We start from the raw sequence: 24,174 nt of genomic DNA on the forward strand, positions 1-24,174 counted from the left end.
TCTTACTTAGAATATAATTCAAAGGATGCTACTGTGAATACATTTTTGGTTAACGTTTCCGTTGGAACAAATTTGATGTATTTTACTTTTACAACATCGTCAAAAATGATTTGCTGTAAAATCGGATTTGCTTTGATATTTGAAAATTCACCTTCCTTCAAAAGTTCCCATTGCTGTTTATTTTGACTGCTGTAAATTTTGTACTTCGTAGCTGTACCGATTGTTTTACCATCTTGACGAGGTAAGTATCCAAACCCGTTAATCGCTTCTTTCAATTCAAAAACAAATCCTTTCTCATAAGCAGTGACTGTTGCAAAAGTTTCCGCATTATTATCTATTGCTTTTGCCGATTCCGTAAAAGCTGCTGCCGTAAACTGCCTTGCACTTAATTTTTTGAATCCAGTATCCTCAAATTCAAAAGATTCATCAAATTCTTTAAATAAACCAAAATCACTTACTGTAATCGCTACAGGTGCAAATAATTGAATTCGTAGTTCATCCGTTGTAATGGGCTTCGTCAGTTTCATTAATCGATTTGCTCCGATACTGGTAGCTTTAGTGAGCAAGGTCCATTGCCCATTCACTTTCTGCTCAACTAAAACACTATCCAGACGTTGTCCTAATTTAATATTTTCTCTGATCTGGATAATATCAAATGTTTGCGCTGATTTCAATTTAATTTCCAGAGCAGCTTGATGCTCATCATCATTGGTTGCCCAATAGCTATAGCGATCATTATCGATAATATATTTCGTCCCGTATTCTCCAGTTTCATGATCGCGAGTAGTTGTTGCCGTAATCTGCGCATCTTTTGCTAAATTATTTTCAAACGTTTTTTTCACCTTTCTTCCGAAAGCTTCAAGTGATTTCACATCATTTTCATGCAGTTGTCCTGATGGCATCGGTGCCAATCCAAGATTCATATTTGCACCACGGCCTACAGATTTCAGATAGATCTCAAACAGTTCAGTTGGTGTTTTTACTTTCGCATTCTGCTCGGCATGATAAAACCACCCTGGTCGTTGTGGTACATCACATTCCGCAGGAATCCAGTATTTCCCATTTCTTACTCCTGAAGTCAGTGTTTTTTCATTTACCAATCCAGGAACTGCTTTTTTCCCATCAAGGCCTTCCGGCGTAAATGTAGCCCATGAGGTTTCTCCCGCAAATCCACTTTCATTTCCTACCCAACGCATATCTGGACCAACATCACTAAAAATCATGGCCATCGGTTGCAGTTTACGAACGATTGGCCAAGTTTTCTCCTCCCACGCATAATAGGTGTTGCGGTCAATCGTCCTTTTCTCTTTTAAACCTCCATAATAACCATCTCCACCATTGGCGCCATCATGCCAAGAGGTAAACAATTCACCATAATTAGACATTAACTCAGTCAATTGCGCCCGGTATGCATCAGCATAAGCGGCTGTTCCATATCTGGTATCATTTCGATCCCAAGCAGAAAGATAAACACCAAATTTCATGTTGTTTGCATGCGTCGCAGTCATAAAATCTTTAACCATATCCCCTTTTCCTTGTTTCCAGGGAGATGACGCTACACTATAAGTTGTCGTGGCTGTTGGCCATAAACAAAAGCCATCATGATGTTTTGCAACAGAGATGAGCCCTTTAAAGCCCCCAGAAGCCGCTGCCTTAGCAATTTGATTAGCATCAAAATTTGTAGGATTAAAGATAGCAGGATCTGCGTCACCATATCCCCACTCCTTATTTTGGAAGGTAGTTGGTGTATAATGTATTAAACAATACATATCCATTTCATGCCATTTCAACTGCCGTTCGGAAGGAAGTGCTCCATAAGGTTTTGGTGGATTTACCGGTTCAGATAGCAAAAAACTACCATTTACCCAGAGAAGACTAGAGAATAGAAAAGTAAACATATAATTAGATAAAGGTTTTAAGGTTTAAATATAGTTTAATTTTAGGGTATTAAAAATCTAACAAAATCATTTTCCTCAAGCAATCGATTGATTATATTTATATTACATATACAAAATAGTCATCACTAATCTTGATAAGGCATCAAGATTATCAATAAGATAAGCTCATTCATTTCATTTAAATTTGTTGTAGAACAATAGGGGAAAACTCATAAATTTTTTAAAAATGGAAGACAATAGAAACAAAAAAATTACAACAGCATCGGGCGCTCCTGTTGTAAACTACGAAGACACGATGACAATTGGCCCAAGAGGTCCGGTGCTATTACAAGATTATTTCCTCCATGAAAAACTGGCTCATTTCAACCGAGAACGTATTCCGGAACGTATTGTACATGCTAAGGGTTCTGGTGCCTATGGTACCTTCACGGTAACCAATGATATTTCGAAATACACAAGAGCAAAACTCTTTAATGGTATTGGAAAGCAAACAAAATTATTCATTCGCTTTTCAACTGTCGGAGGAGAAAGAGGTTCGGCAGATTCCGAACGTGATCCACGCGGATTTGCTGTTAAATTTTATACCGAAGATGGAAACTACGACTTGGTCGGTAATAACACGCCAGTCTTCTTTATCAAGGATGCTAAAAAATTTCCTGATTTTATTCACACTCAAAAGAGAGATCCTCATACTAACTGTAAATCGGCAACCATGGTCTGGGACTTCTGGTCACTCAATCCCGAATCATTGCACCAAGTAACGACTTTGATGTCCGATCGTGGAACGCCATTTGGATTCAGACATATGCACGGTTATGGAAGTCATACGTACTCTATGATCAACGCGCAAAATGAACGTGTCTATATCAAATACCACTTCAGAACACAACAAGGAATAAAAAATTTGACAGGTGCAGAAGCTGATGAAATGCGCGCTAAAGATATGGATTATGCACAACGTGATTTACATACAGCTATTGCGAAGGGTGATTTTCCGAAATGGAAGCTTTATATCCAAGTCATGACAGAATCGGAGACTAAAACGTTCCGTTGGAATCCATTTGACTTAACAAAAGTATGGTCACAGAAAGAATATCCTCTCATCGAGGTTGGTGAAATGGAATTAAATCAAAACCCAGATAATTACTTCGCTCATGTAGAACAAGTGGCTTTTGCTCCGGCACATATTGTAGATGGAATTGGATTCTCACCAGATAAAATGCTACAGGGACGTATATTATCTTACCCTGATGCTCAACGTTATCGTCTAGGGGGAAATTATGAACAGATTCCTGTGAACAGATGTCCTTTTATGACTAATAATTATCAACGTGATGGTCAGATGACTGTCAATGGGAATCAAGGGGCAGCTCCAAATTATTATCCAAATAGTTTTGATGGTCATTACGAAGACCAATCCTACAAGGAACCTGCATTGCAAGTAGATAGCCTAGTGGCTGATAATTATGACCGCAACGCTCCTGGTGAGGATGATCATTATACCCAGCCAGGTGATTTATACCGTTTATTGGATGCTGGACAGAAAGAACATCTCATTCAAAATATAGTAGGTGCTATGTCCGGAATTGAAGGACCAAAACGAGATGAAATTGTTATGCGACAACTGTGCCATTGGTTTAGAGCCGACATGAATTTAGGACTAGGAGTTGCTAAAGGATTAGGATTCTCTATGGATGAAATGGCGAAACATATGCCTCAAAAATAAAAAATCATTCGGCAATAATAAAAAGAGCGGAAATGTACCCATACACTTCCGCTCTTTTTATACCTTCGCAATACATCATAAACTATGATAATTATCAAAATTTAAAGCTTCACATCTACCTATACCACACTTATCCTAGCTTTTTAATAGTACTTATTCAGAATCGAATCAATATTGACAAAACTAAATGAATCGCATTACAATCGATTTAACTGTATGATAGGCTGTTATTTGAGATTGGAATCTTATAAATTTACAAAACCTAAGTTGTTCTACTGATTATTTTTTACGCAAAATTATTTGATAAAATATAAAAAATAAAATTTACAACTTGTACCTTTACCTCATCATGAACAAAGATCAATCTAAAATCATCCGCGAACAAGCCGATCGTTCTGCAACACGTGAGCATTCGGTGCCCCTATATCTTACTTCTAGTTTTATCTTTGATAGCGCAGAACAGGGAAGAGCTATTTTTGCTGATGAAGAGCAAGGAATGATATACTCCCGCTATGCCAATCCAAATACTTCAGAGCTTATTAACAAAGTTTGTATCCTAGAGGAAGCAGAAGCTGGGCTGTCCTTCTCTTCGGGTATGGCAGCAGTCTTTGCCTCTTTTGCAGGTATTGTTGAAAGTGGTGACCATATTGTTTCGTCACGCGCTATTTTTGGTTCAACTCACCAACTATTTACGCAACTATTCCCTCGTTGGGGAGTAACAACAACGTATGTTGATGCGGTCGATCCCGAAGAATGGGAAAAAGCCATTCAGCCGAATACAAAAATTATTTTCCTGGAATCACCTTCTAACCCTGGTCTGGAATTAGTAGATCTGGAATGGTTAGGTTCTTTAAAGAAAAAATATCCTAATATTATTTTAGCCATTGACAACTGCTTTGCAACACCTTATCTTCAAAAACCATTAAAGTATGGTTTTGATTTGTCAATTCATTCTGCTACAAAATATATGGACGGTCAGGGTCGTGTCCTTGGTGGATTAGTTGTAGGTAAACAGGAATTGATCGACAAATTAATGTTTTTCATTCGCCATACTGGTCCTTCCTTATCTCCTTTTAATGCTTGGGTCATCTCTAAAAGCTTAGATACACTGGGCTTACGTATGGATAGACATTGCAGCAACGCATTAGCATTAGCAACAGTTTTGGAAACAAACGAAGAAATTGAAGATGTTAAATATCCATTTCTTCCTTCCCATCCGCAATATGAGCTTGCAAAAAAACAGATGAAGGCCGGTGGTGGTATTGTCACTTTTGTTGTTAAAGGTGGAAAAGAGCGAGCTTTCCGTTTCTTAGACGAATTAAATATGATTTTATATACTTCTAATTTAGGGGATGCAAGATCAATCGCTACCCATCCTGCTTCTACAACGCATTCGAAATTAACAGAAGATGAACGTCTAAACCTTGGTATTCAACCGGGTAGTGTGCGTCTATCGGTTGGTTTAGAAGATCAGGAAGATATTATCCAGGATATCTTACAGGCATTGGAAAAAACTAAATAAAAAAAATAGAGCCATCTCCAAGAAGATGGCTCTATTCTTTATTTATGATCTGCTTATTTCAAAGATGCCAATGCAGCTTCGTAATTTGGCTCTTCTGTCACTTCCGCAACTTGCTCTTCATATAAAACTTTACCGTTTTCATCCAATGTAATGACTACACGGCTCAATAAACCCGCTAAAGGGCCATCGGAAAAACGCAATTGATATGCATCTGAAAAATTACTGTCTTTATATTCCGACAATGTAACCACATTATTCAAACCTTCCGCTGCACAAAAACGTCCTTGAGCAAATGGTAAATCTTTGGAAATACATAACACCACTGTATTTTCTAATCCTGACGCTGCTTTATTGAAAGCACGAACAGATGCTGCACAGGTACCTGTATCTACACTTGGGAAAATATTTAAAACTACTTTCTTTCCTTTATAATCTGCTAATGATTTATCAGATAAATCACCTGCTGTCAATTTAAAATCTGGAGCTTGATTTCCTACTGCTGGTAAATTTCCAACCGTATTAACTGCTCCACCTTTGAATGCTACTGTTGCCATAATTATTTTTTTTAGCAATTTAATGATTTCCTGTTAATCTTACTACAAAAATCACATTTATTAACACACATTCTTTCAAAATAAATATTTATCAATTTTCGCCAAAATAATATCGAAAAGCCACAAAAATTTACTATGTTAGCATTGTAATTCAAACACAAACGATAAACCAAATTTGATGTATATGAAGAAGTTACTAATTACCTTGCTTTGTGTATCGCCGTCTTTACTTTTAGCACAGGGATCTCAAGTCAATCTTCAGAGTCCAAAATCTGTCGGTATGGGTGGTGCAGGTTCTGCCTACTTTATAGATGAATCTTCCATCTTTTATAGCCCAGGAGCACTTTCAAAAATGAGCCACAATGCGGTTTCTGTAAACGGAAATGGTGTTATGTTTAAATCTGCTTTTCAAGCAACAGGAAGTTCTGTGGTGGATCATACTAAAAATCAGATAACGCCACCTTTTTCTGTTTTTGCCACAGTAGGACCTAAAAATACGTGGTGGAAAGCGGGTATAGGAATATATACACCTTATGGAGGTGCAGTAGACTGGGGCACTGAATGGACAGGTAAATACAGTTTAGTTAGTTTGTCGTTACGCGCCATATACATCCAACCTACCGTCAGTGTCAAATTAACGGACAACTTCAGCATCGGTGGGGGTTTTGTGTATAACATTGGTTCTGTGGATTTACAAAGTGCTGTTCCCGTTTATTTCCAAGATGGGTCATCAGGGTTGGCTGAATTAAAAGGAACCGGTACTGGAACAGGATATAATGTCGGTGTTCACTACAACTTAAATGAAGAATTTGCCATTTCTATGAGCTACCGATCTAAAGTTGTTACGAAATTAAAAGATGGAGATGCTAAATTCACAGTACCTGAAGCGGCGCAAGGAACATTTCCACCAGATAGTAAATTTAGCGCCGAACTTCCACTCCCATCTACTTTTGCTGTTGGTGTAACATTCCCGATCAGTGACAAAGTGAAAATGGCTGTGGATGGAACGGTGATCAATTACGATATTTATAAAGAACTAAACTTTGATTATAGTGGTGCAAATACTCCTGACACGCATTCCCCTAAGAATTATACAAAAGCAGGTTCTATTAAAGCGGGTATCGAATACTTGCCATCAGAGAAATTGCAACTCCGTATCGGTGGCGGTTATATCGCAACGCCTGTGAGTAAAGATTATGTCTATCCAGAAACTCCAGATAACAACCGTGTACTGATCGCTGGCGGTTTCACATACAAAATGAATCAGAAGTTTGATCTAACAGGCTCTTTTGCATACCAGAGAATATTACCTCGCGAAGCAAATAATGTAGACAGCCATTTATCAGGAACGTATACGACGAATATTTACGCACCAGGTATTGGATTGACGTACAAATTTTAAGCATTTATATTAAAAATGTTATTATCATGAACAGAAGAAATTTATATATAGGAGTTGCATTGGCGATACTGAGTATCACAGCATGTAAACCATCTCTCGACGAATTCACACCTTCAGCAGGAACAAAAGCTGACTTTAGTAAATATATTGCCATTGGAAATTCTCTTTCTGCAGGATTCGCTGATGGGGGACTATATCTTGATGGCCAAAAAGTAGCTTTTCCATTGCTCATCTCAGAACAACTTCAAAAAGTAGGCGGAGGCGAGTTCAAATCTCCATTTTTTAGCGAGGAGCAGTCCAATGGATCGGGCTATATTCGTCTTAAAGCATTGGTCAATGGCCAACCAGTAACAGAACAGGTTACAGACAAATTAGCTTACCGCTCCGCTAGTCCAAAATTATTAACGAAATTTACTGATCCGATCAATAATTTAGGGGTACCGGGTATGCGTATGGATATGGCTTTTGCACCTGGCATAGGAACAGCAGCTGGAAATATGTACTTCGAACGTCTATTACCAGAAGGCACTCCACCAACAATGAATTATTTCACTTATTCTACGTCACAAAATCATACGTTCTTTACATTTTCATTGGGAAATAATGATGTATTGGGGTATGCAACCAATGGAGCTGTTAATGAAGGTCCAACGACAACATTAACCTCTACAGCACTGTTCAATACCCTATTGAATAATTATGTAACAACATTAACAGCAAAAGGGCAAAAAGGTGTGTTAGCAACGATCCCTGATGTAACATCCGTGCCTTATTTTACAACAGTAACACGTCAAGCGCTTCTAGCGGCAGTAAATGCCGCAAGTACAACCAAAGTGACTGATATTTACATCGCAACTAAGACGGGCCCGCGAGCTGCTACGGATCAGGATTTCTTTGTCCTCCCTTTTTCATCGGCAGGTTTATTGGGTGTTCCAAATGTAAACAAAATACCTTACGGATTACACCCGCTCAATCCTGTTGAGGACAAATATGTTTTAGATACAAAAGAAGCTGCAGAAGTGGTAGTGCGTGTCAATGATTTCAATAAATCAATTAAATCGATCGCCGCGTCTAAAGGCTTAGCTGTCGCAGACGTCAATGCATTTTTAACAGCTGTTAAAAATGGCATCCGCATCGATGGTCTATCGGTAAGTGCGAAATATATCACTGGAAATGGGTTTTCATTGGACGGAATACATTTGACGCCTATTGGAAATGCATTAATGGCAAATGTATTTATTGAAGCCATCAATAAAACGTACGGTGCTCAAGTTCCGAGGTTAAATATATCTGATTATAGAGGTGTGAAACTTCCATAAAAATATTAATAAATGGTTTGGTAAAAGGGTGTATCATAATTATGATCACCCTTTTTATATTTATCCTCAATTAGATGTGTTTAGGGTAATAAGTATATCTTATTATGTATATAACCGCTTTGTAAGAAAAAAGTAATAACAAGTCATGTTATTTACGTGTCAGCGCAATTATATTGTTAATGAAAGCAAATTTCATTAAATTTGTATATACAAGGAGATTCAATCATGAAAGTAACACTAAATCGTCAAAATAAAGCAGTTCACTTTGAAGCAGCAAGCGAACTATCCAATGTAAAAGTAAATATTGATGGTTCAGAAGCTATTGGTGGTGAAGGCAAAGGAGTTCGCCCGATGGAATTAGTCTTAATGGCACTAGGCTCATGTAGTGTATTTGATCTTTCTTCTATTTTGACGAAACAGCGTCAGGAAATTGAAGATATACAAGTTGAGGTTGAGGGAAAACGCCGCGAGGAAATTCCAAATATCTTTACAGATATCCACATTAGCTTTTATCTAAAAGGTGCTATTGATGAAATTAAAGCTCAAAAGGCAGCAGAATTGGCGGTCAAAAAATACTGTTCGGTACATGATATGCTTGCCGCAGGTGGTATCAATATCACCTATTCACTCAAAATCAATTAATAATAGTGGAATGCTTAGCTCATAATCTGAACTTACGCATTGTAAAATAAAAACATACAAAAACCAGATAACTATTGCTATCTGGTTTTTGTATTTTAATATTATGCTCGCGAATTACAACCTCCCCTGCTCTTCCGTCTTTTTAGGTACAATGGAATTATTCTTTATCTTCTGATTGCCAAAATGATAGCGTAATGTTATATTGACTTTGCGTGTATCTCGATAATCGTTATAGTAATTATTTTGGTCCGCATATTTTGAAGATACCCTTTGTCTTTCCGATTTAAAAATATCCATAAAAGAAAGATTGACTTCAAACCGTTTACCAAAAAACTTACGGCTCGTGATCAGATAGGTACTAGAATAACCTGTGATCTTAAAAGGTCCCTGTATGGTAGGCGACTCAAAGGTGTTTCCAAGCTCAAGGTTCCAGTCGCTTTCTTTATTCAGCACGAAAATTGAACTAAAATTTCCATTGGCCATCCACACTCGATTACGATACAATTGCATATCGCTACCTTGATAATTATTGACATTGTACATCCCTTCCAGTTGTGCGTTTAAACTCCAATTTTTCAATAATTGAAAACTTTTACCCAAATCTACACCTGCTCCCTGCCCGTTTCGAATATTCGTGTAATGATAGATCAATTGATGATTTATATTATCTTGAATAGCAATCTCCATGGACGGCCATTGCTCATATCGATAAAATAAATCTACATTCCATTCTTTTTTCGTTAACGTAATATTGAGATTATGAATAATTGTAGCCTTCAACCGCGGATCTCCCTGAAAATAAGAAAAAAGATTATAATAGGACTTCGCCGGGTTTAACCACGAATAAGCAGGTCTGCTGATACGCTTACCGTAAGAAACCCCCCATTGGTATTCCTGATCTGTTTGGTACTGAGCATAGAAGGTTGGAAAGAGTACCCAATAATTTTGATTATTCCGGTCTTCCGGTTCTGAGACGACTCCTTCCAATGCCGTATTTTCAAGACGCAAACCTCCTTTCCAGCTCCATTTTCGCCATTTATATGCTATTGATCCATATACAGCCGCCTGCTGTTCATCGTAATCAAAAATATTACTCTTATCTGATCGAGGCTCAAAACTTCCTGAAGCATCATCTGAAAACATTAAGGTACTTTTCGTTTTCACAGCACTAAACTTACCTCCAAACTCAATGGCAATATTATTCATATTTACAGAAAGATCGAGCTGTGTTGTGAATAATTGGTTCTGTGTAGCATTGTCACTCAGAAAGCGCGTACTTTTAGGATCTTGATTCTTAAATTGTAGATCTGTCCATACATCCTGTAGATTAGATTTACGATTTGTTGTAAAATAGGAAGACCAATTTGCATTCCAGTTGGAATTTATTTTTTTATTAACCTGCAAGTAATAGTTATTGGTTTTACGCGATTCGATATGATCGTTCTGTGTTAAATAAGAAGACTCCAGTAACCTATCCTTATTATAGATGGAAGTCGGTACTTGATATAATCCTGTTGATTTTGGTCCATAATATCCGTTTAGACCGACGGCAATATTCCAGATACTATCCGGCGTGTAGTCGAGCGAAAACACATAACTGTTTTGACTATTATTTTTATCAACACGGGTCATAACACTTTCCCAGGAAGTTTCATCTTTGGGGTAGTAAACAAAATCTGTCCCATAGCGCGCATATGTCCCTCTTCCAAAATTATAAGTGGCGCGAACATTAACTTTTTCATTTTTATAGTATTGGGTCAGTCCAAATAGTTGCTTACCATAATTACTTTGCTCTGCCAATGCCAGTAGCGTACCTCTGTACCCAAATAGTTGCGATTTATTGAGTTTTATATTAATAATAGTACTTCCCTCCGCTTCATATTTTGCAGGTGGACTTGTAATGACCTCAATAGATTGAACATCCGATCCTGCTGTATTTTCGAGTAACGTTTTTAGTTCTTCCCCGCTCATCATCAGTTTTCTTTCATTAATCATGACAACTACTTTTTTGTCTCCACGTACAGTTATACTACTTCCACTTACCATAACCATAGGTGTCCGTTTTAAAATATCCCAACTGTTCAATCCGGATAGGTTACTTCCTTGCACATTAAACTCTAAACGATCAATTTTTCGAGTAACCCTTGGTCTTTTACCGGTTACTTGCGCTTCTTCCAATTTCGACTCATTAGGACTTAACTTTATTAATAATGGAACTTGTAAGGTATCTGATCGAAAATTCAATTCTCGGCTCTGATAATTTAAATGGGATATTGCCATACGATATAGCCGGTTGTCTTCTATTACAAAATCAAACCTACCGGCAGTGTCGAGACTTAATGTGTGGATGGGTTTACTTATACTGTCCAATAAAATGACAGTTGCTCCTTTCAAAGGAATTTCGTTTTGATCGCACACACTACCGGATAAACGCTTCCCTTGAGCCTGTCCAAGAAAAGGTAATAATAATAGAATAATTAGATACTTCATACTTGATTAAATTGCTGCTACAAAGTAGCCTCAAGTAGTGGAGAGCGATGGTTAATAAAGAGTTAATGGTAGGTTAAGGTTCCATTTATTCAAAATCGCAACCTATATTTGTATATGGAACTTAAGTCTAAAAACTATATTTATTTTTTCACGATCCTCTTTGTTATCCTTATGGGCATTCAATCCTATTTGCTCTTGAATTCTTTTCAATTGAAGAAAAGGGAGATATATTCGCTAACAAAAGAGAAACTAGGAAAAATAGATGAGACTGACGCTCTATTCGACAATGATCTCCTTAATAATCAAGACGCAACTTCTTACTACATACAACTAGCTCAGAAAAAAATTACGCTTGCAACGCTGGAAAGCAGTTATGCTGATAAAGTAAATAAAACTGAGAAAGCGTTGACACATTATGTAGATAGTCTTTTTTCCCCATTAGGTTTTCAGGTAAGATTACAAAAAGAGATTCTGCAAATCACCTTTCAAAACGCTCAAGAAAAACTGATCAAAAAACCAATAATTGTCTATAAAACAAGTGGTGAGATGACGCATCCATTGGAGTTATCTTCTGGAACCTGGTCTACTGAAAAAACTGTTAAACAGTTAACGAAAGAACAGTCAACAATCACTGCTGAGCAGGAAGATAAACAGTACAGTTTTCTTGTTCTTCGAAGATCAACGTTTGAGGTGGTCAATATCAACTGGATTGTTTTTAAGGAGTTAGCATTCCTACTCTTCAATTCAACATTGATTCTATTGGCTTTATTATTCTTATTTTATCGAACATATCAGAATTTAAAACAGCAACAGAGAAAGATTAGTCAGTTGCATGATGCCGTTGACAATATTTCGCATGAACTAAAAACGCCCATTGCAACGCTTAAAGTAGCTTTAAAAACAATTCAAAAACAACCTGATCCTACCATTCTAGCCGTTATGGAACGTCAAGTGGAACGTCTGGAAAACACTTTACAACCTTTGCATGAAAGTGACAAAACAGATGCAGACATCCCCATTACCTTTGATCAAGTGAAGATGATACTTGCTGATTTTAAACTTGCTCATCCTCATATAAAATTTGATATAAATGAGTTTTCAACAATCGAAATACCAATTAACGAATCCGATTTTACGACCATTATTGTCAATCTTATGAATAACAGCATCAAGTATGGTGCTTCTCATCTGAGTGTATCAATTTCCACGAACAAGAATTTATTTGAAATCCAAGTACGTGATAATGGGATAGGAATGGCTTTAAAAGAAATTCCTCATATCTTTGAGAAATTCTACCGCATACAAAAAAATAATATCCATGATAGCAAGGGTTTAGGACTAGGATTATATCTTGTCAATACGATTGTAGGGCGTCATCAAGGCAAAATAGACGTTACTAGCAAAATCAATATAGGAACTACTTTTAATATTATAATTCCCCATGAATAAACTTTTGTTAATTGAAGACGATGCTGATTTCGGATTTATGTTGCAGCATTATTTACAGCTTTCCGGATATGATGTGCACTGGATGCAAAGCCCAGCGGAATTACTGCTTGCTGAAAATATACTTCCTTACGATCTATTAATTTTGGATGTAATGTTACCCGTTAAAAGCGGTTTCACATTAGCGCAGGAGATCAAAGAATACTATCCTGAAGTCCCTTTTATTTTCCTAACCGCCAAAGAACAAAAAATAGATAAAATAACAGGTTTAAAAATTGGCGCTGACGATTACCTAACAAAACCCTGTGATCCAGAGGAATTAGTATTACGAATCCAAAATATCCTAAAGCGTAATAAAAAAACTGATCAGATCACATCAATTACCCTTGGTAGTTATCAATTTTTCCCTCAGCGATTACTCCTCACTCATCCACTGGAACAATTTAAACTAACAGAAAGAGAAGCGAAGCTCTTACAGTTTCTATGTCAACGCAATGGTTCTCTTGTGACAAGGGAAGAAATCTTACAGCAAGTCTGGGGTAACAGTGACTTTTTTAATGGCCGCAGCATGGATGTTTTCATTACGAGATTACGCAAGTACCTCAAACATGATTTAAATCTACACATTACTTCTTCAAGAGGTGTAGGCTTTAACATTTCCTTTTAAGTATGCGCGCTTGGTACTTATATCGTGATATTAGGTATCTAAACTATCTTCTCTTTTTTGCCATAATTTTTCTGCCCAACGACCAACAAACCAGAATGATACTGCCAAAATAAGAAAAAAGATTGCACGATTGATATTATCCCAAAGGTATTCTACATATCTTGTGTAGACATTCAATACAAAAAATACAAAACCAATTTCTCTTGTTGTATTGTCTTTCATCTTCAGTCCATAGATAACGAGACCTGCGGCTACTGCTGTCGACAACAGACCCCAATAAAAGATGTGGTACTGTCTTACTAAAGTCCATTCATAGAAATCTGAATAATTACCAAAAATAGAAAGAGACCACAATGAAATCATTAAGTATAGTAAGCCAATGAGGTAGCTTAGCGGTTGAAATTCTATCAGTTTTTTGAACCGTGGCTGCACATAAACAGCAATTAATGTCAGCATTAGTCCAAAAATAGTAAAACGTAGTGGGTAATTCATTCCCCAGAACTTAAATCCCCAATCACTATGATATGCTGTTTCGGTCGCAAACCAGATTCCTAATGCAACAAGCATAAATACCCATATGAGCTTAGATTTTAAGCGGTTCGCGAGATATCCGTATATGAGGACTGATAATAGAAATAGTAAAGAATAGTGCATACTATTCTTATCCAATACCTTTCCTAAAAATCCGATGCATGCTGCTGTCGAAAAAACACCTATCAACATCATGGTTTCAATAGAAAGATTTTTATTAGGAAATTTTGTTTTGTAACGAAAGCCGAGGGTATAAAACAATACAGCTAAAGCACCAAAAAAGAGACAGAATAAAATATTGGGCGCTTCGTACAGTGTATCTACAAATTTGAGAAATGCAGTATCAGTCATTAAAGAAAAAACTGCAAATACCAAAGATGCTAAGGCAACCCAAAATGCATACCGTGCTAGGCGCTTCCAATCAAAGCTTTTGACATCAATGCTATCGACCATAGCTTTTGCTGTCGATGCATCAATTACATTTTCCTTTTCCCAAAATTGTATTGCTTCTTCTAAGGATTCTTTTTCTTGTTTAGTAACGTCTAATTTCTTCATATAACTTTTGTGGTTGCAAAATACAAATTATACCTTTCACTTAGGGTATAGATTTGCAATAGCGTGACAATAATAAAGAGGTGAGCACTCTTAAAGTTCATTAAAAATAAGTAATTTTGCATGTTTGCAGAAATTCATCTGCGTTTGGAAGAAAACAGCGGTTACATGACAAAGAAAATCACACCTGATTTAGGTGAACAAAGTGAAGTTCAAGTATTTGGAGCACGTGTACATAACCTCAAAAATATTGACATTTCATTTCCTCGAAACGAATTGGTTGTTATTACAGGATTAAGTGGCAGTGGTAAATCGTCATTAGCTTTTGACACCATATACGCGGAAGGCCAAAGACGTTACATGGAAACATTTAGCGCTTATAGCCGTCAGTTTTTAGGTGGTATGGAACGACCGGATGTAGATAAAATTTCTGGTTTGAGTCCTGTGATTTCTATTGAACAAAAAACAACAAGCAAAAATCCGCGTTCTACTGTCGGCACCATCACTGAGGTGTATGATTTTATGCGTTTGCTATTTGCTCGCGCAAGTGAAGCATTTTCTTATGTTACAGGCAATCGCATGCAACGCATGTCTGACGACCAGATTGTTGATCGTATTTTAACCGATTTTGATGGACAGGCTTTGAATATTTTAGCTCCCGTGATCAAAGGGCGTAAAGGTCATTACCGTGAGTTGTTTGAGCAAATCCGTAAACAGGGTTATGTTAAAGTCCGTGTAGATGGAGAAATCGTAGATTTAACGCCTAAAATGCAGGTAGACCGCTATAAAATACACGATATTGAAATTGTGATCGACCGCTTAAAGGTTACTGCCGACGATAAAAAAAGGTTGCAAACATCTGTTATGCAAGCGATGAAGACAGCAAAAGGAATTATTAAGGTAGCCAATCAAGAAAATGTCGAGCAATTTTTCAGCCGCTATCTCATGGATGCCGAATCAGGTATTTCTTACGATGAACCGCAGCCTAATACGTTTTCATTTAACTCCCCATACGGTGCCTGTCCAAAATGTGATGGCCTAGGATATATTTTTGAAATTGACAAAAACACCGTTATCCCTGATGGAAAATTAAGCATTCAAAAAGGAGGCTTAGCTCCCTTAGGACCTGCAAAGGAGACCTGGAACTTCCAAGTGTTGAAAGCTGTGGCTAAAAAACTTGATTTTTCTTTGACAACACCGCTAGAGAAGTTGACAGAAGAGCAAATCGACACGTTACTATTTGGTGCTGAGGAGCCTATTTCAGTTGCTGTTTCCTACGGCAGTTACGATGTACGTGATTACCGCATTGAGTTTTCTGGTATTTTCAAAATGCTAGAGGAGCAGTCTGGCAAATCTAGTGATGATATGTCTTCTTTAGATGATTTCAGATCAAAGATTGTATGTCCAACTTGTCAAGGTGCAAGACTTAAAAAGGAATCACTTCATTTTAAATTTGCCGGTAAAAACATTTATGAACTGGCACATATGGATATTAAATCGCTATATGAATGGTTCTCAAATGTAAACGCTTCTTTAGATGAACGTCAACAGATCATTGCTACCGAAATATTAAAAGAAATACAATCACGTCTAGGTTTCTTACTGGATGTCGGTTTAAATTACCTGACTATAGATCGTTCTTCTAAATCGCTATCTGGTGGTGAAGCGCAACGTATCCGACTTGCGACACAAATAGGTTCCCAACTTGTCAATGTTTTATACATCTTGGATGAGCCGAGCATCGGTCTCCACCAGAGAGATAATGAGCGTCTGATCAATTCTCTAAAAAATTTACGTGATATCGGCAATTCGGTACTGGTTGTTGAACATGATAAAGACATGATCTTAAATGCAGACTATGTTATTGATATGGGACCTGCCGCGGGTGTCAATGGTGGTCAAGTGGTCGCTGAAGGGAAACCGAAAGATATCCTGAAATCAAAATCACTAACTGCAGCTTATTTAAATGGGAAAAAAGAGGTTGCGATTCCTTCAGAACGAAGAGCTGGAAACGGAAAAACATTATCTTTAAAAGGTGCAACAGGAAATAACTTAAAAAATGTTTCTGTTGATTTTCCACTTGGAAAATTAATTCTTGTCTCGGGTGTTTCGGGTTCTGGTAAATCAAGTTTGATTACTGGTACGTTATATCCGATTCTAAATAAACATTTTTTCCGTGCAAAAGGTATTCCACTTCCTTACAAAAGTATCGAAGGTCTGGAGCATGTCGATAAGGTCATTGAAATAGACCAAAGTCCGATCGGTCGTACGCCAAGATCAAACCCTTCTACTTATACGGGTGTATTTTCAGATATCAGAACTTTATTTGTCCAACTTCCTGAAGCGAAAATAAGGGGTTATAAACCGGGACGTTTTTCATTTAATGTGAAAGGCGGTCGTTGTGAAACTTGTCAAGGAGGTGGAATGAAGGTTGTGGAAATGAATTTCCTTCCTGATGTCCAGGTTCCTTGTGAAACATGTCATGGAAAACGTTATAACAGAGAAACTTTGGAGGTTCGCTTCAGAAGTAAATCCATCTCAGATATCCTGGATATGAGTGTTGATGAGGCAGTCATTTTCTTTGAAAATATTCCTTCCATCTATCGTAAGATTAAAACATTACAGGATGTTGGCTTGGGTTATATTACATTGGGACAGTCTTCAACAACATTATCGGGCGGGGAAGCACAACGGATTAAATTGGCGACAGAGCTTTCCAAGAAAGACACCGGAAATACATTTTATATCTTAGATGAGCCGACAACGGGTTTGCATTTTGAGGATGTTAATGTATTGATGGGCGTAATCAACCGATTAGTTGACCGTGGTAACACGATCTTAATCATCGAACATAATCTCGATGTTATTAAATGTGCTGATTGGGTGATTGACATTGGCCCTGAAGGTGGTAAAGAAGGCGGTAATGTCTTATTTGCAGGTGTACCTGAAGAGTTAATCAAAAATAAAAAGAGCGAAACGGCTCGATTCCTTAAACTGGAAATGCAATAACGAACAGTTAGATTTGATACGTAAGTATTACGTATCAAATCTAACTCATGAAAGTTAATAAGTAATGTAATTTATACGACAACTTTCTAACGGAATTAAAAGCATTCCTCATTAATTTCGTAACTTCGCGTCATATGTCGGATATTATTCAATTATTACCAGATAATGTTGCCAATCAAATTGCAGCGGGTGAAGTCGTACAAAGACCTGCCGCGGCGATCAAAGAATTGATTGAAAATGCTATTGATGCTGGGGCTGACAAGATACAATTGATCATCAAAGATGCTGGAAAATCATTAATTCAAGTGATTGATAATGGTTGTGGAATGAGCGTGACGGATGCACGTCTTTGTTTTGAACGACATGCTACTTCCAAAATTCGTAAAGCAGAAGATTTGTTTGCCATTCGTACAATGGGATTTCGAGGTGAAGCAATGGCTTCCATCGCTGCCATTGCACATGTGACATTAAAAACACGTCGTTTTGAGGATGAATTGGGTACTGTCGTAGAGATAGAGGGCTCTAAAATCATCAATCAAGCACCAGAAGCTGTCGCTGCTGGCACCAATATTTCCATTAAAAATCTATTTTACAATATACCTGCACGCCGAAACTTTTTAAAAAGCAATTCGGTCGAGATGCGTCATATTATTGAAGAGTTCCAACGGATAGCATTAGCTAATCCTGAAATCTTTTTGACGTTACATAGTGATGGTAATGAAATGTTTCATTTACCTGCGGAAACATTGAAACAACGTATTGTTCATCTATTTGGCAACACGTATAATCAGCGATTAGTACCTGTAGAAGAGGATACCACGATCATAAAAGTAAATGGTTTTGTAGGAAAGCCTCAGTTTGCTAAAAAAACAAGAGGGGAACAATTCTTCTTTGTTAATAAGCGATTTATCAGAGACCATTACTTGAATCATGCTGTGATGAATGCTTTTGAAGAAATTCTGCCAGCAGAAACATTTCCTTTATATGTACTTTTCATTGACATCGATCCTTCAAAGATTGATATCAATGTACACCCAACGAAAACGGAAATTAAATACGAAGATGAAAAGGCAATTTACGCGATCATCCGATCTGCTGTTAAAAGGTCTTTGGGACGATATAATATCGCGCCTTCTTTGGATTTTGAACAAGAAACAGGTTTCTCAAACATGATCACGCCAAAACCTTTGGACGAGATCATTGTACCTACGGTGAATTTTAATCCTGATTTTAATCCGTTTGAACCTGATCAGATTACAAAGACGACATTTTCGCGATCAGATAATTATCTCGCAGGTTTTGAAAAGAAAACGGCCATTCCTCAAAATTGGGATACTTTATATCAAATTACTGAACAGGATGAATCGATGCAACTGCCTTTAGAGCACGAACAACAAGACCGTCCAATTCATCAGATACAAGGTATAAAAAGTCAAGCGACAACGAAACAATTTTTTCAGATCCATAATCGATTCATTGTTTCACAAATTCATTCTGGTGTGATGCTGATCGATCAACAAGCTGCTCATGAACGCATCTTATTTGAACAGTTCAAATCACAGCTTGATCAACATAAAGGTTTGAGTCAACAGAGTCTGTTTCCTCAAAGTATTGATTTAAATCCTTCGGATAATGAATTGATGCAAGATTTATTGGAAGATATTCAAAGTTTAGGGTTTCAAATTCGTTCATTTGGAAAAAACAGCTATATCATTGACGGAATACCTGCAGATTTAGGTACCGGAATTGACGAACGTAAAATTATTGAACAGATCTTAGAAGATTATAAGAACAATCTTAATGATTTCAAAATTGAGAAACGTGAGAATTTAGCAAAAAGCTTAGCGCGCAATGCGGCAATAAAACCAGGTACTTTTCTGGATAATAATGCGATATCAGAACTTATTGATCAGCTTTTCGCTTGTGAGTCTCCAAATATCTCTATTTTTGGGAAACCAATCGTTATTACCATTACCTTACAGGAACTATTAGAAAAGTTTAGTAAAAATTAGAAAATAAAAATTATGTTTCCACAATTAACACCTGTTGTCAAGAACTTATTAATAGTCAATATTGTATTTTTTATTGGTTCTAATCTAAGTCCAATGGCGTACAATTATCTTCCAGTATTTTATCCAGATTCACCCTTTTTCAAAATTTGGCAGGTCATCACCCATATGTTTATGCATGCGGATCTATCACATATCTTTTTTAATATGTTTTCACTTGTGATGTTTGGCTCCCTTATTGAACAGGTTTTAGGACCTAAACGTTTTCTAAATTTATATTTACTTTCGGGTTTGGGTGCTTGGTTATTACAATCGGGTGTGCAGGGCATTGAACTGTACAATGCTACGGGTTCATTTTTTCCTCTGCATCATAGTTTAGATCTTTCTAATTTAGCTTCTAGCAATCCAAACCTTGTTAAAGAAATATACACGACTAGAATGTTAGGTGCTTCAGGTGCTGTTTACGGAATACTTTTATCATTTGCTTATCTATTTCCGAACTTACCATTGCAATTCTTATTTATACCAGTACCCGTTAAAGCCAAATACATGATAGGGGGATTTATTCTTCTCGAAATTTATATGAGTATATCTAGACCGGGCGATTCTGTTGCACACTTAGCTCATGTCGGTGGAGCTTTATTTGGTTATATACTATTAAAGGTCTGGGGTATAAAAAAAGGATTATATTAATTAACTTTATAAGATGAGGGAAAACTCGTTCAAAAACTTTATCAGGACAACCTTCGGTTCAGGCTCTCCCATTCCATTTATTATTGGTGGACAGGTTTTCCTATTTATTCTGATTTATTTTTTTGATCTCCTTTTTGAGCTGAAGATTATTTCTTTCCCTCTTTTTCAATGGAGCGTAGATAAACTAAGTTTACCAACAAATTTTCAGGCATTCATCCAGCAACCGTGGTCTCTAATTACGTATAACTTTCTATATACAGGCCTTTTCAACGTTGCTTTTGATTGTTTATGGCTATATTGGTTAGGTACTATTTTCTTTAATTTTTTAAATAGGAAACAGTTTCTTTTCATTTACATTGTCTCCGCTATCATGTCGGGACTGATCTTTTTAGTCTTCTCACACCTTGCTCTTTTCTCCAATACGATTAATCCTCCATTGAGCACTGGAGCATTTGGATTAGCTGCAATTTTAGCTGCTACAGCTACCTTAGTTCCAAAATATGAACTTAGACTATTGCTGTTTGGGAATGTTAAATTAAAGACTATCGCTATCATTTATTTTGCAATCCAGTTTTTGTTCTTTATTCTTACGAATAGACCTGCGGCCATCAGTTATTTTTGTTCCATTCTCTTTGGAATGGGATTTATTTATGCACTGCAATCGGGCATGGACTGGTCTAAAGTATTTAAAAGAAAACAGAAAAGATCCGCAAAAATGAAAGTTGTCGTTGGGAATGGTGCACAACAATCAAAGCATCATCGTTATGATTTGCCCAATCAGGATCAGATCGATCAAATTTTGGATAAGATATCCCTAACAGGCTATGATAGTCTAAGTTCACACGAAAAAGAAATTCTTTTCAAAGCAAGCAATAATAATAAGATCGATGGTTAAGCGTGTATTGTTAAAAAAAAAATTGGGCTATTTAAGCAGGACCGTTTTCATTTTTAACATTCTTGCTATTGTTGCTTTATTGATTAGCTATTCTGCTTCTTTCATCAATCCTAAGACAGTTTGGCCTATTGCATTTTTTGGTTTAGGTTATTTACCGATATTACTTGTCAATATTGGTTTTATCGCTTATTGGTTGTTAAGAAAACCTAAAATGATTGTATTTTCTTTAGCAACGATCTTACTTGGCTGGCCACTGCTAACAAAACATTGGAATTTACGTTCGAGCTCGCCAATAACTCAAAAAGCATCTGATCAGATCCGCGTACTTAGCTTCAATGCCCATCTTTTTAAAGATATCAACGACTCAAAGAAAAACTTCAAAAATGATGCGATAAAGATATTGGACAGTATTAAACCTGACATTGTCTGTTTCCAAGAATATTACAGTAAAATAAAAGGGAAATATGTCATCTCTAATGAGTTTAAGAGCAAACTAGGCTATGACTATCATTATTTTGCAGAAAGTGCCAAAAATGATTATGAGGCTTATGGAATGACCATATTCTCCAAATATCCGATTATAAATTCTGGTAATATCTTAGATAATGACTATGGTATCAACCGCATTTCGTACGCAGATATTGAAAAAAATGATAGTACTATCCGCGTCTACAATGTTCATCTCAGATCTTTTGCTCTTCAAAATGATGAAAAGGAATTTTTTCAAAATCCATCATCCAAAAAGGAGACTGATAATGCTGCTACACGTCGCATTGGACGAAAGCTTAAAAATGCTTTTGAATTTAGAAGTGAGCAGGCTAGTTCTTTAAAAAAACATATGGACGCTTGTCCTTTCCCTTTTATCGTAATGGGTGACTTTAATGATACTCCTATGAGCTATTCAGTAAATCGGGTGAGTAAGGGTCTCCACAATGCATTTAAAGAAAAAGGATCGGGTTGGGGAGTGACGCATTATGAATTATTGCCGATCTTTCAAATTGATTATATTTTTGCCAGTTCCAATTTTGATATCTTAAATTATCATGTGGTTAAAAGAAAATTATCAGACCACTACCCTATCTGGAGCGATTTGAAATTGAAGCACCTTTAGTGCATCTGAATTCCCAATGCACGAAATGCTCCTGCAACAAAATGATCTTTTCTATTTTTTATCTTAAAGTAAGCTTCTCTACCAAAATAATAACGTCCTACTAGTGCCTCAATATCTGATTGAATAATTTGATGCAGACGATCTGCTTCAAGTTTGTTCACAGCTATTCCTTTTTTTAATAAAAAGGAAATGAAATCATTAAACTCGGAGTCAGGCAAATTGTAACCACTCAAGAAATTTTCTATGGAATAAGCTGGCAATTTTTTTGTAAACCTATCATAAACAAATTCTTGTATACTATTGGAATGATATATTTCTCTATATTTAGCACTGATTTCATTGGAATCTATTGGAATGAGAACGTCGGGCTGAATTCCTCCTCCCCCAAATAGCATTTTCCCCTTACTGGTGGTATATAAATCATGAGGATTAAATTCGGTATCCAACGTCCATAGGTCAAATGTGGTCATATACTTAGACTGATCGTAATTTGCGCGCGTATATTTGCGCTGAATACATCTGCCCAAAGGCGTGTAATAACGTGCTACTGTCAGGTTAACGGCAGAGCCATCGGCAAAATCAAATTGTTCTTGAACTAATCCTTTGCCATAGGAACGACGACCGACTACTGTACCTCTGTCTAAATCCTGTAGCGCACCTGTCACGATCTCGCTTGCGGAAGCTGAATCTTCATTAATAAGTATTACGATGCGACCTTCACTAAAATCACCAGTTTCTTTTGAGAAATAATCCCTTCGCAATTCATTGGCTCCTTCGGTATACATCAGTAAACGCTTATCTTTAAAAAACATACTGGCTATTTCAATAGCTGTATGTACATAACCGCCGCCATTACCTCTCAAATCTAAAATTAAATCTTGCGCTCCACTTTTTCGAAGATCGCGCAATTTGATTTTAAAATCTTCAGAAGTCTGATGCCCAAAACGTCTTATTTTTACGTAAGCTACTTTAGGAGCTATCATGTAGGATGCATCCAATGTACTCACAGATACTTGATCGCGAACAACTTTGAGCGGAGTTGTCAAGATTTCGTTATTTCGTTTCACAATGATGTCTACTGTAGATCCTTTTTTACCTCGAATCAACTTGTCTACTTCATTTTCTGTCACACGTACGCCAGCTATATTTCGATTCGCAATTTTGACCAATCGATCTCCAATCTTCATTCCAGACTTTTCTGCAGGACCTGCTGAGATCATTCCGACAACAAGCAAGGTATCGTTAAGATTAAAATACTCAACACCAATACCATCAAAAGTTCCTTCCAGAGCCTCTGCTTGTGCTAAACGTTCATTGGGTTTTAAATAGGTTGAAAAAGGATCTAATCGGGTAATGATATGCTGAATGGCTTCATCCTGAATCGTATCCAAGCTTACTTTATCAACGTAATTGTCCGATATTAAATTAACTAGATATTGAACTTTTTCAGAATTACCGGTCAGTCCTCCTGCTAGAATAGAAGTTGACTGTTTATTACCTTGTTCATCGGCATATTTTTGCCCAAGCAATAGCCCCACGAGTAAAACTCCTGCGTATGTTGCTGCCACAAAAATATTCCGTTTTATACTTCCTTGCATATGAAAAGATGCTTCAAAAATACTAAGTTTTATCCATTAAAACCACAATATATGCGTTGATTTTTGGATTAAAACAAAAGTCGTTAAAAGTGGTTAATATGTGAAAGTTT

At 36.9% G+C, this 24,174-nt stretch carries 17 protein-coding genes; 12 read left to right on the forward strand and 5 right to left on the reverse strand.

Annotation, left to right across the window (positions count from 1 at the left end; genetic code table 11):
• Positions 1-2 precede the first annotated feature (2 nt).
• Positions 3-1,898, reverse strand: coding sequence for an alpha-L-fucosidase (locus tag HCX49_RS15710; RefSeq protein ID WP_132769253.1), 1,896 nt, complete (start codon positions 1,896-1,898; stop codon positions 3-5).
• Between the two features lie 226 nt (positions 1,899-2,124).
• Between HCX49_RS15710 and HCX49_RS15715 the strand changes: the two genes are divergently transcribed.
• Together HCX49_RS15715 and HCX49_RS15720 are read left to right on the forward strand one after the other, a co-directional pair.
• Positions 2,125-3,624 carry a catalase gene (locus HCX49_RS15715; RefSeq protein ID WP_132769255.1) on the forward strand — a complete coding sequence of 500 codons (1,500 nt, stop codon included), beginning with the start codon at positions 2,125-2,127 and terminating at the stop codon, positions 3,622-3,624.
• A gap of 349 nt (positions 3,625-3,973) precedes the next feature.
• The gene (locus HCX49_RS15720; protein ID WP_021188037.1) at positions 3,974-5,146 is read left to right on the forward strand and encodes a trans-sulfuration enzyme family protein; all 1,173 of its coding nucleotides are present in this window, start codon (positions 3,974-3,976) and stop codon (positions 5,144-5,146) included.
• 53 nt (positions 5,147-5,199) lie between these two features.
• Here the strand turns inward: HCX49_RS15720 and tpx are convergent, their stop codons facing one another.
• Positions 5,200-5,700, reverse strand: a complete 501-nt coding sequence (gene tpx / locus HCX49_RS15725) for a thiol peroxidase (protein ID WP_132769257.1) — start codon at positions 5,698-5,700, stop codon at positions 5,200-5,202.
• A 184-nt stretch (positions 5,701-5,884) separates the two neighbouring features.
• Here tpx and HCX49_RS15730 point away from each other — a divergent pair, with 184 nt between their 5' ends.
• From HCX49_RS15730 to HCX49_RS15740, 3 genes are all read left to right on the forward strand, one after another.
• Entirely contained in the window at positions 5,885-7,102 is a 1,218-nt protein-coding gene (locus HCX49_RS15730; protein WP_132841032.1) for an OmpP1/FadL family transporter, read from the forward strand.
• A 26-nt stretch (positions 7,103-7,128) separates the two neighbouring features.
• A complete protein-coding gene (locus HCX49_RS15735) occupies positions 7,129-8,421 on the forward strand; it encodes a G-D-S-L family lipolytic protein (protein ID WP_132769260.1) in 1,293 nt (430 codons plus the stop codon).
• 225 nt (positions 8,422-8,646) lie between these two features.
• Entirely contained in the window at positions 8,647-9,063 is a 417-nt protein-coding gene (locus tag HCX49_RS15740; protein WP_031287012.1) for an OsmC family protein, read from the forward strand.
• Between the two features lie 114 nt (positions 9,064-9,177).
• Here HCX49_RS15740 and HCX49_RS15745 read toward each other — a convergent pair whose 3' ends face one another.
• A complete protein-coding gene (locus HCX49_RS15745) occupies positions 9,178-11,553 on the reverse strand; it encodes an outer membrane beta-barrel family protein (protein WP_168127605.1) in 2,376 nt (791 codons plus the stop codon).
• 114 nt (positions 11,554-11,667) lie between these two features.
• On the opposite strand from HCX49_RS15745, the gene HCX49_RS15750 reads away from it, so the two are divergent.
• Together HCX49_RS15750 and HCX49_RS15755 are read left to right on the forward strand one after the other, a co-directional pair.
• Positions 11,668-13,002 (forward strand): sensor histidine kinase, encoded by a 1,335-nt coding sequence (locus tag HCX49_RS15750; RefSeq protein ID WP_168127606.1) that lies wholly within the window; start codon positions 11,668-11,670, stop codon positions 13,000-13,002.
• A complete protein-coding gene (locus HCX49_RS15755; RefSeq protein WP_132769265.1) occupies positions 12,995-13,666 on the forward strand; it encodes a response regulator transcription factor in 672 nt (223 codons plus the stop codon). The genes HCX49_RS15750 and HCX49_RS15755 overlap by 8 nt, the downstream gene beginning before the upstream one ends.
• Before the next feature lie 30 nt (positions 13,667-13,696).
• On the opposite strand, the gene HCX49_RS15760 is transcribed toward HCX49_RS15755, so the two are convergent.
• Positions 13,697-14,752, reverse strand: coding sequence for a DUF2157 domain-containing protein (locus tag HCX49_RS15760; RefSeq protein WP_132769267.1), 1,056 nt, complete (start codon positions 14,750-14,752; stop codon positions 13,697-13,699).
• Between the two features lie 165 nt (positions 14,753-14,917).
• Here HCX49_RS15760 and uvrA point away from each other — a divergent pair, with 165 nt between their 5' ends.
• The 5 genes from uvrA (at position 14,918) to HCX49_RS15785 (ending at position 22,466) form a co-directional block, all read left to right on the forward strand.
• A complete protein-coding gene (uvrA, locus tag HCX49_RS15765; RefSeq protein ID WP_168127833.1) occupies positions 14,918-17,758 on the forward strand; it encodes an excinuclease ABC subunit UvrA in 2,841 nt (946 codons plus the stop codon).
• Positions 17,759-17,892: 134 nt separating this feature from the next.
• Positions 17,893-19,770 carry a DNA mismatch repair endonuclease MutL gene (gene mutL, locus HCX49_RS15770; RefSeq protein WP_132769269.1) on the forward strand — a complete coding sequence of 626 codons (1,878 nt, stop codon included), beginning with the start codon at positions 17,893-17,895 and terminating at the stop codon, positions 19,768-19,770.
• Between the two features lie 12 nt (positions 19,771-19,782).
• Positions 19,783-20,460 (forward strand): rhomboid family intramembrane serine protease, encoded by a 678-nt coding sequence (locus tag HCX49_RS15775; RefSeq protein ID WP_132841022.1) that lies wholly within the window; start codon positions 19,783-19,785, stop codon positions 20,458-20,460.
• A gap of 13 nt (positions 20,461-20,473) precedes the next feature.
• Positions 20,474-21,355, forward strand: coding sequence for a rhomboid family intramembrane serine protease (locus HCX49_RS15780; RefSeq protein WP_132841021.1), 882 nt, complete (start codon positions 20,474-20,476; stop codon positions 21,353-21,355).
• On the forward strand, positions 21,348-22,466 hold the full coding sequence (locus HCX49_RS15785) for an endonuclease/exonuclease/phosphatase family protein (RefSeq protein ID WP_132841019.1): 1,119 nt from the start codon (positions 21,348-21,350) through the stop codon (positions 22,464-22,466). Before HCX49_RS15780 ends, HCX49_RS15785 begins: the two co-directional genes overlap by 8 nt.
• Here HCX49_RS15785 and HCX49_RS15790 read toward each other — a convergent pair.
• Positions 22,463-24,064: a S41 family peptidase gene (locus tag HCX49_RS15790; RefSeq protein ID WP_132769275.1), complete on the reverse strand. Its 1,602-nt coding sequence runs from the start codon at positions 24,062-24,064 to the stop codon at positions 22,463-22,465. The two genes, HCX49_RS15785 and HCX49_RS15790, sit on opposite strands and share 4 nt — an antisense overlap.
• Between the last annotated feature and the right edge of the window lie 110 nt (positions 24,065-24,174).

Origin of the sequence: Sphingobacterium sp. B16(2022) (genome assembly GCF_012030425.1) — a bacterium.
In the GTDB taxonomy this organism is placed as follows: domain Bacteria; phylum Bacteroidota; class Bacteroidia; order Sphingobacteriales; family Sphingobacteriaceae; genus Sphingobacterium; species Sphingobacterium anhuiense.

Bases quoted from the DNA above. Each gene is read 5' to 3' on its own strand.
- HCX49_RS15710 (WP_132769253.1), bottom strand. From the start codon at position 1,898: ATGTTTACTTTTCTATTCTCTAGTCTTCTCTGGGTAAATGGTAGTTTT.
- HCX49_RS15715 (WP_132769255.1), top strand. From the start codon at position 2,125: ATGGAAGACAATAGAAACAAAAAAATTACAACAGCATCGGGCGCTCCT.
- HCX49_RS15720 (WP_021188037.1), top strand. From the start codon at position 3,974: ATGAACAAAGATCAATCTAAAATCATCCGCGAACAAGCCGATCGTTCT.
- tpx (WP_132769257.1), bottom strand. From the start codon at position 5,700: ATGGCAACAGTAGCATTCAAAGGTGGAGCAGTTAATACGGTTGGAAAT.
- HCX49_RS15730 (WP_132841032.1), top strand. From the start codon at position 5,885: ATGAAGAAGTTACTAATTACCTTGCTTTGTGTATCGCCGTCTTTACTT.
- HCX49_RS15735 (WP_132769260.1), top strand. From the start codon at position 7,129: ATGAACAGAAGAAATTTATATATAGGAGTTGCATTGGCGATACTGAGT.
- HCX49_RS15740 (WP_031287012.1), top strand. From the start codon at position 8,647: ATGAAAGTAACACTAAATCGTCAAAATAAAGCAGTTCACTTTGAAGCA.
- HCX49_RS15745 (WP_168127605.1), bottom strand. From the start codon at position 11,553: ATGAAGTATCTAATTATTCTATTATTATTACCTTTTCTTGGACAGGCT.
- HCX49_RS15750 (WP_168127606.1), top strand. From the start codon at position 11,668: ATGGAACTTAAGTCTAAAAACTATATTTATTTTTTCACGATCCTCTTT.
- HCX49_RS15755 (WP_132769265.1), top strand. From the start codon at position 12,995: ATGAATAAACTTTTGTTAATTGAAGACGATGCTGATTTCGGATTTATG.
- HCX49_RS15760 (WP_132769267.1), bottom strand. From the start codon at position 14,752: ATGAAGAAATTAGACGTTACTAAACAAGAAAAAGAATCCTTAGAAGAA.
- uvrA (WP_168127833.1), top strand. From the start codon at position 14,918: ATGACAAAGAAAATCACACCTGATTTAGGTGAACAAAGTGAAGTTCAA.
- mutL (WP_132769269.1), top strand. From the start codon at position 17,893: ATGTCGGATATTATTCAATTATTACCAGATAATGTTGCCAATCAAATT.
- HCX49_RS15775 (WP_132841022.1), top strand. From the start codon at position 19,783: ATGTTTCCACAATTAACACCTGTTGTCAAGAACTTATTAATAGTCAAT.
- HCX49_RS15780 (WP_132841021.1), top strand. From the start codon at position 20,474: ATGAGGGAAAACTCGTTCAAAAACTTTATCAGGACAACCTTCGGTTCA.
- HCX49_RS15785 (WP_132841019.1), top strand. From the start codon at position 21,348: ATGGTTAAGCGTGTATTGTTAAAAAAAAAATTGGGCTATTTAAGCAGG.
- HCX49_RS15790 (WP_132769275.1), bottom strand. From the start codon at position 24,064: ATGCAAGGAAGTATAAAACGGAATATTTTTGTGGCAGCAACATACGCA.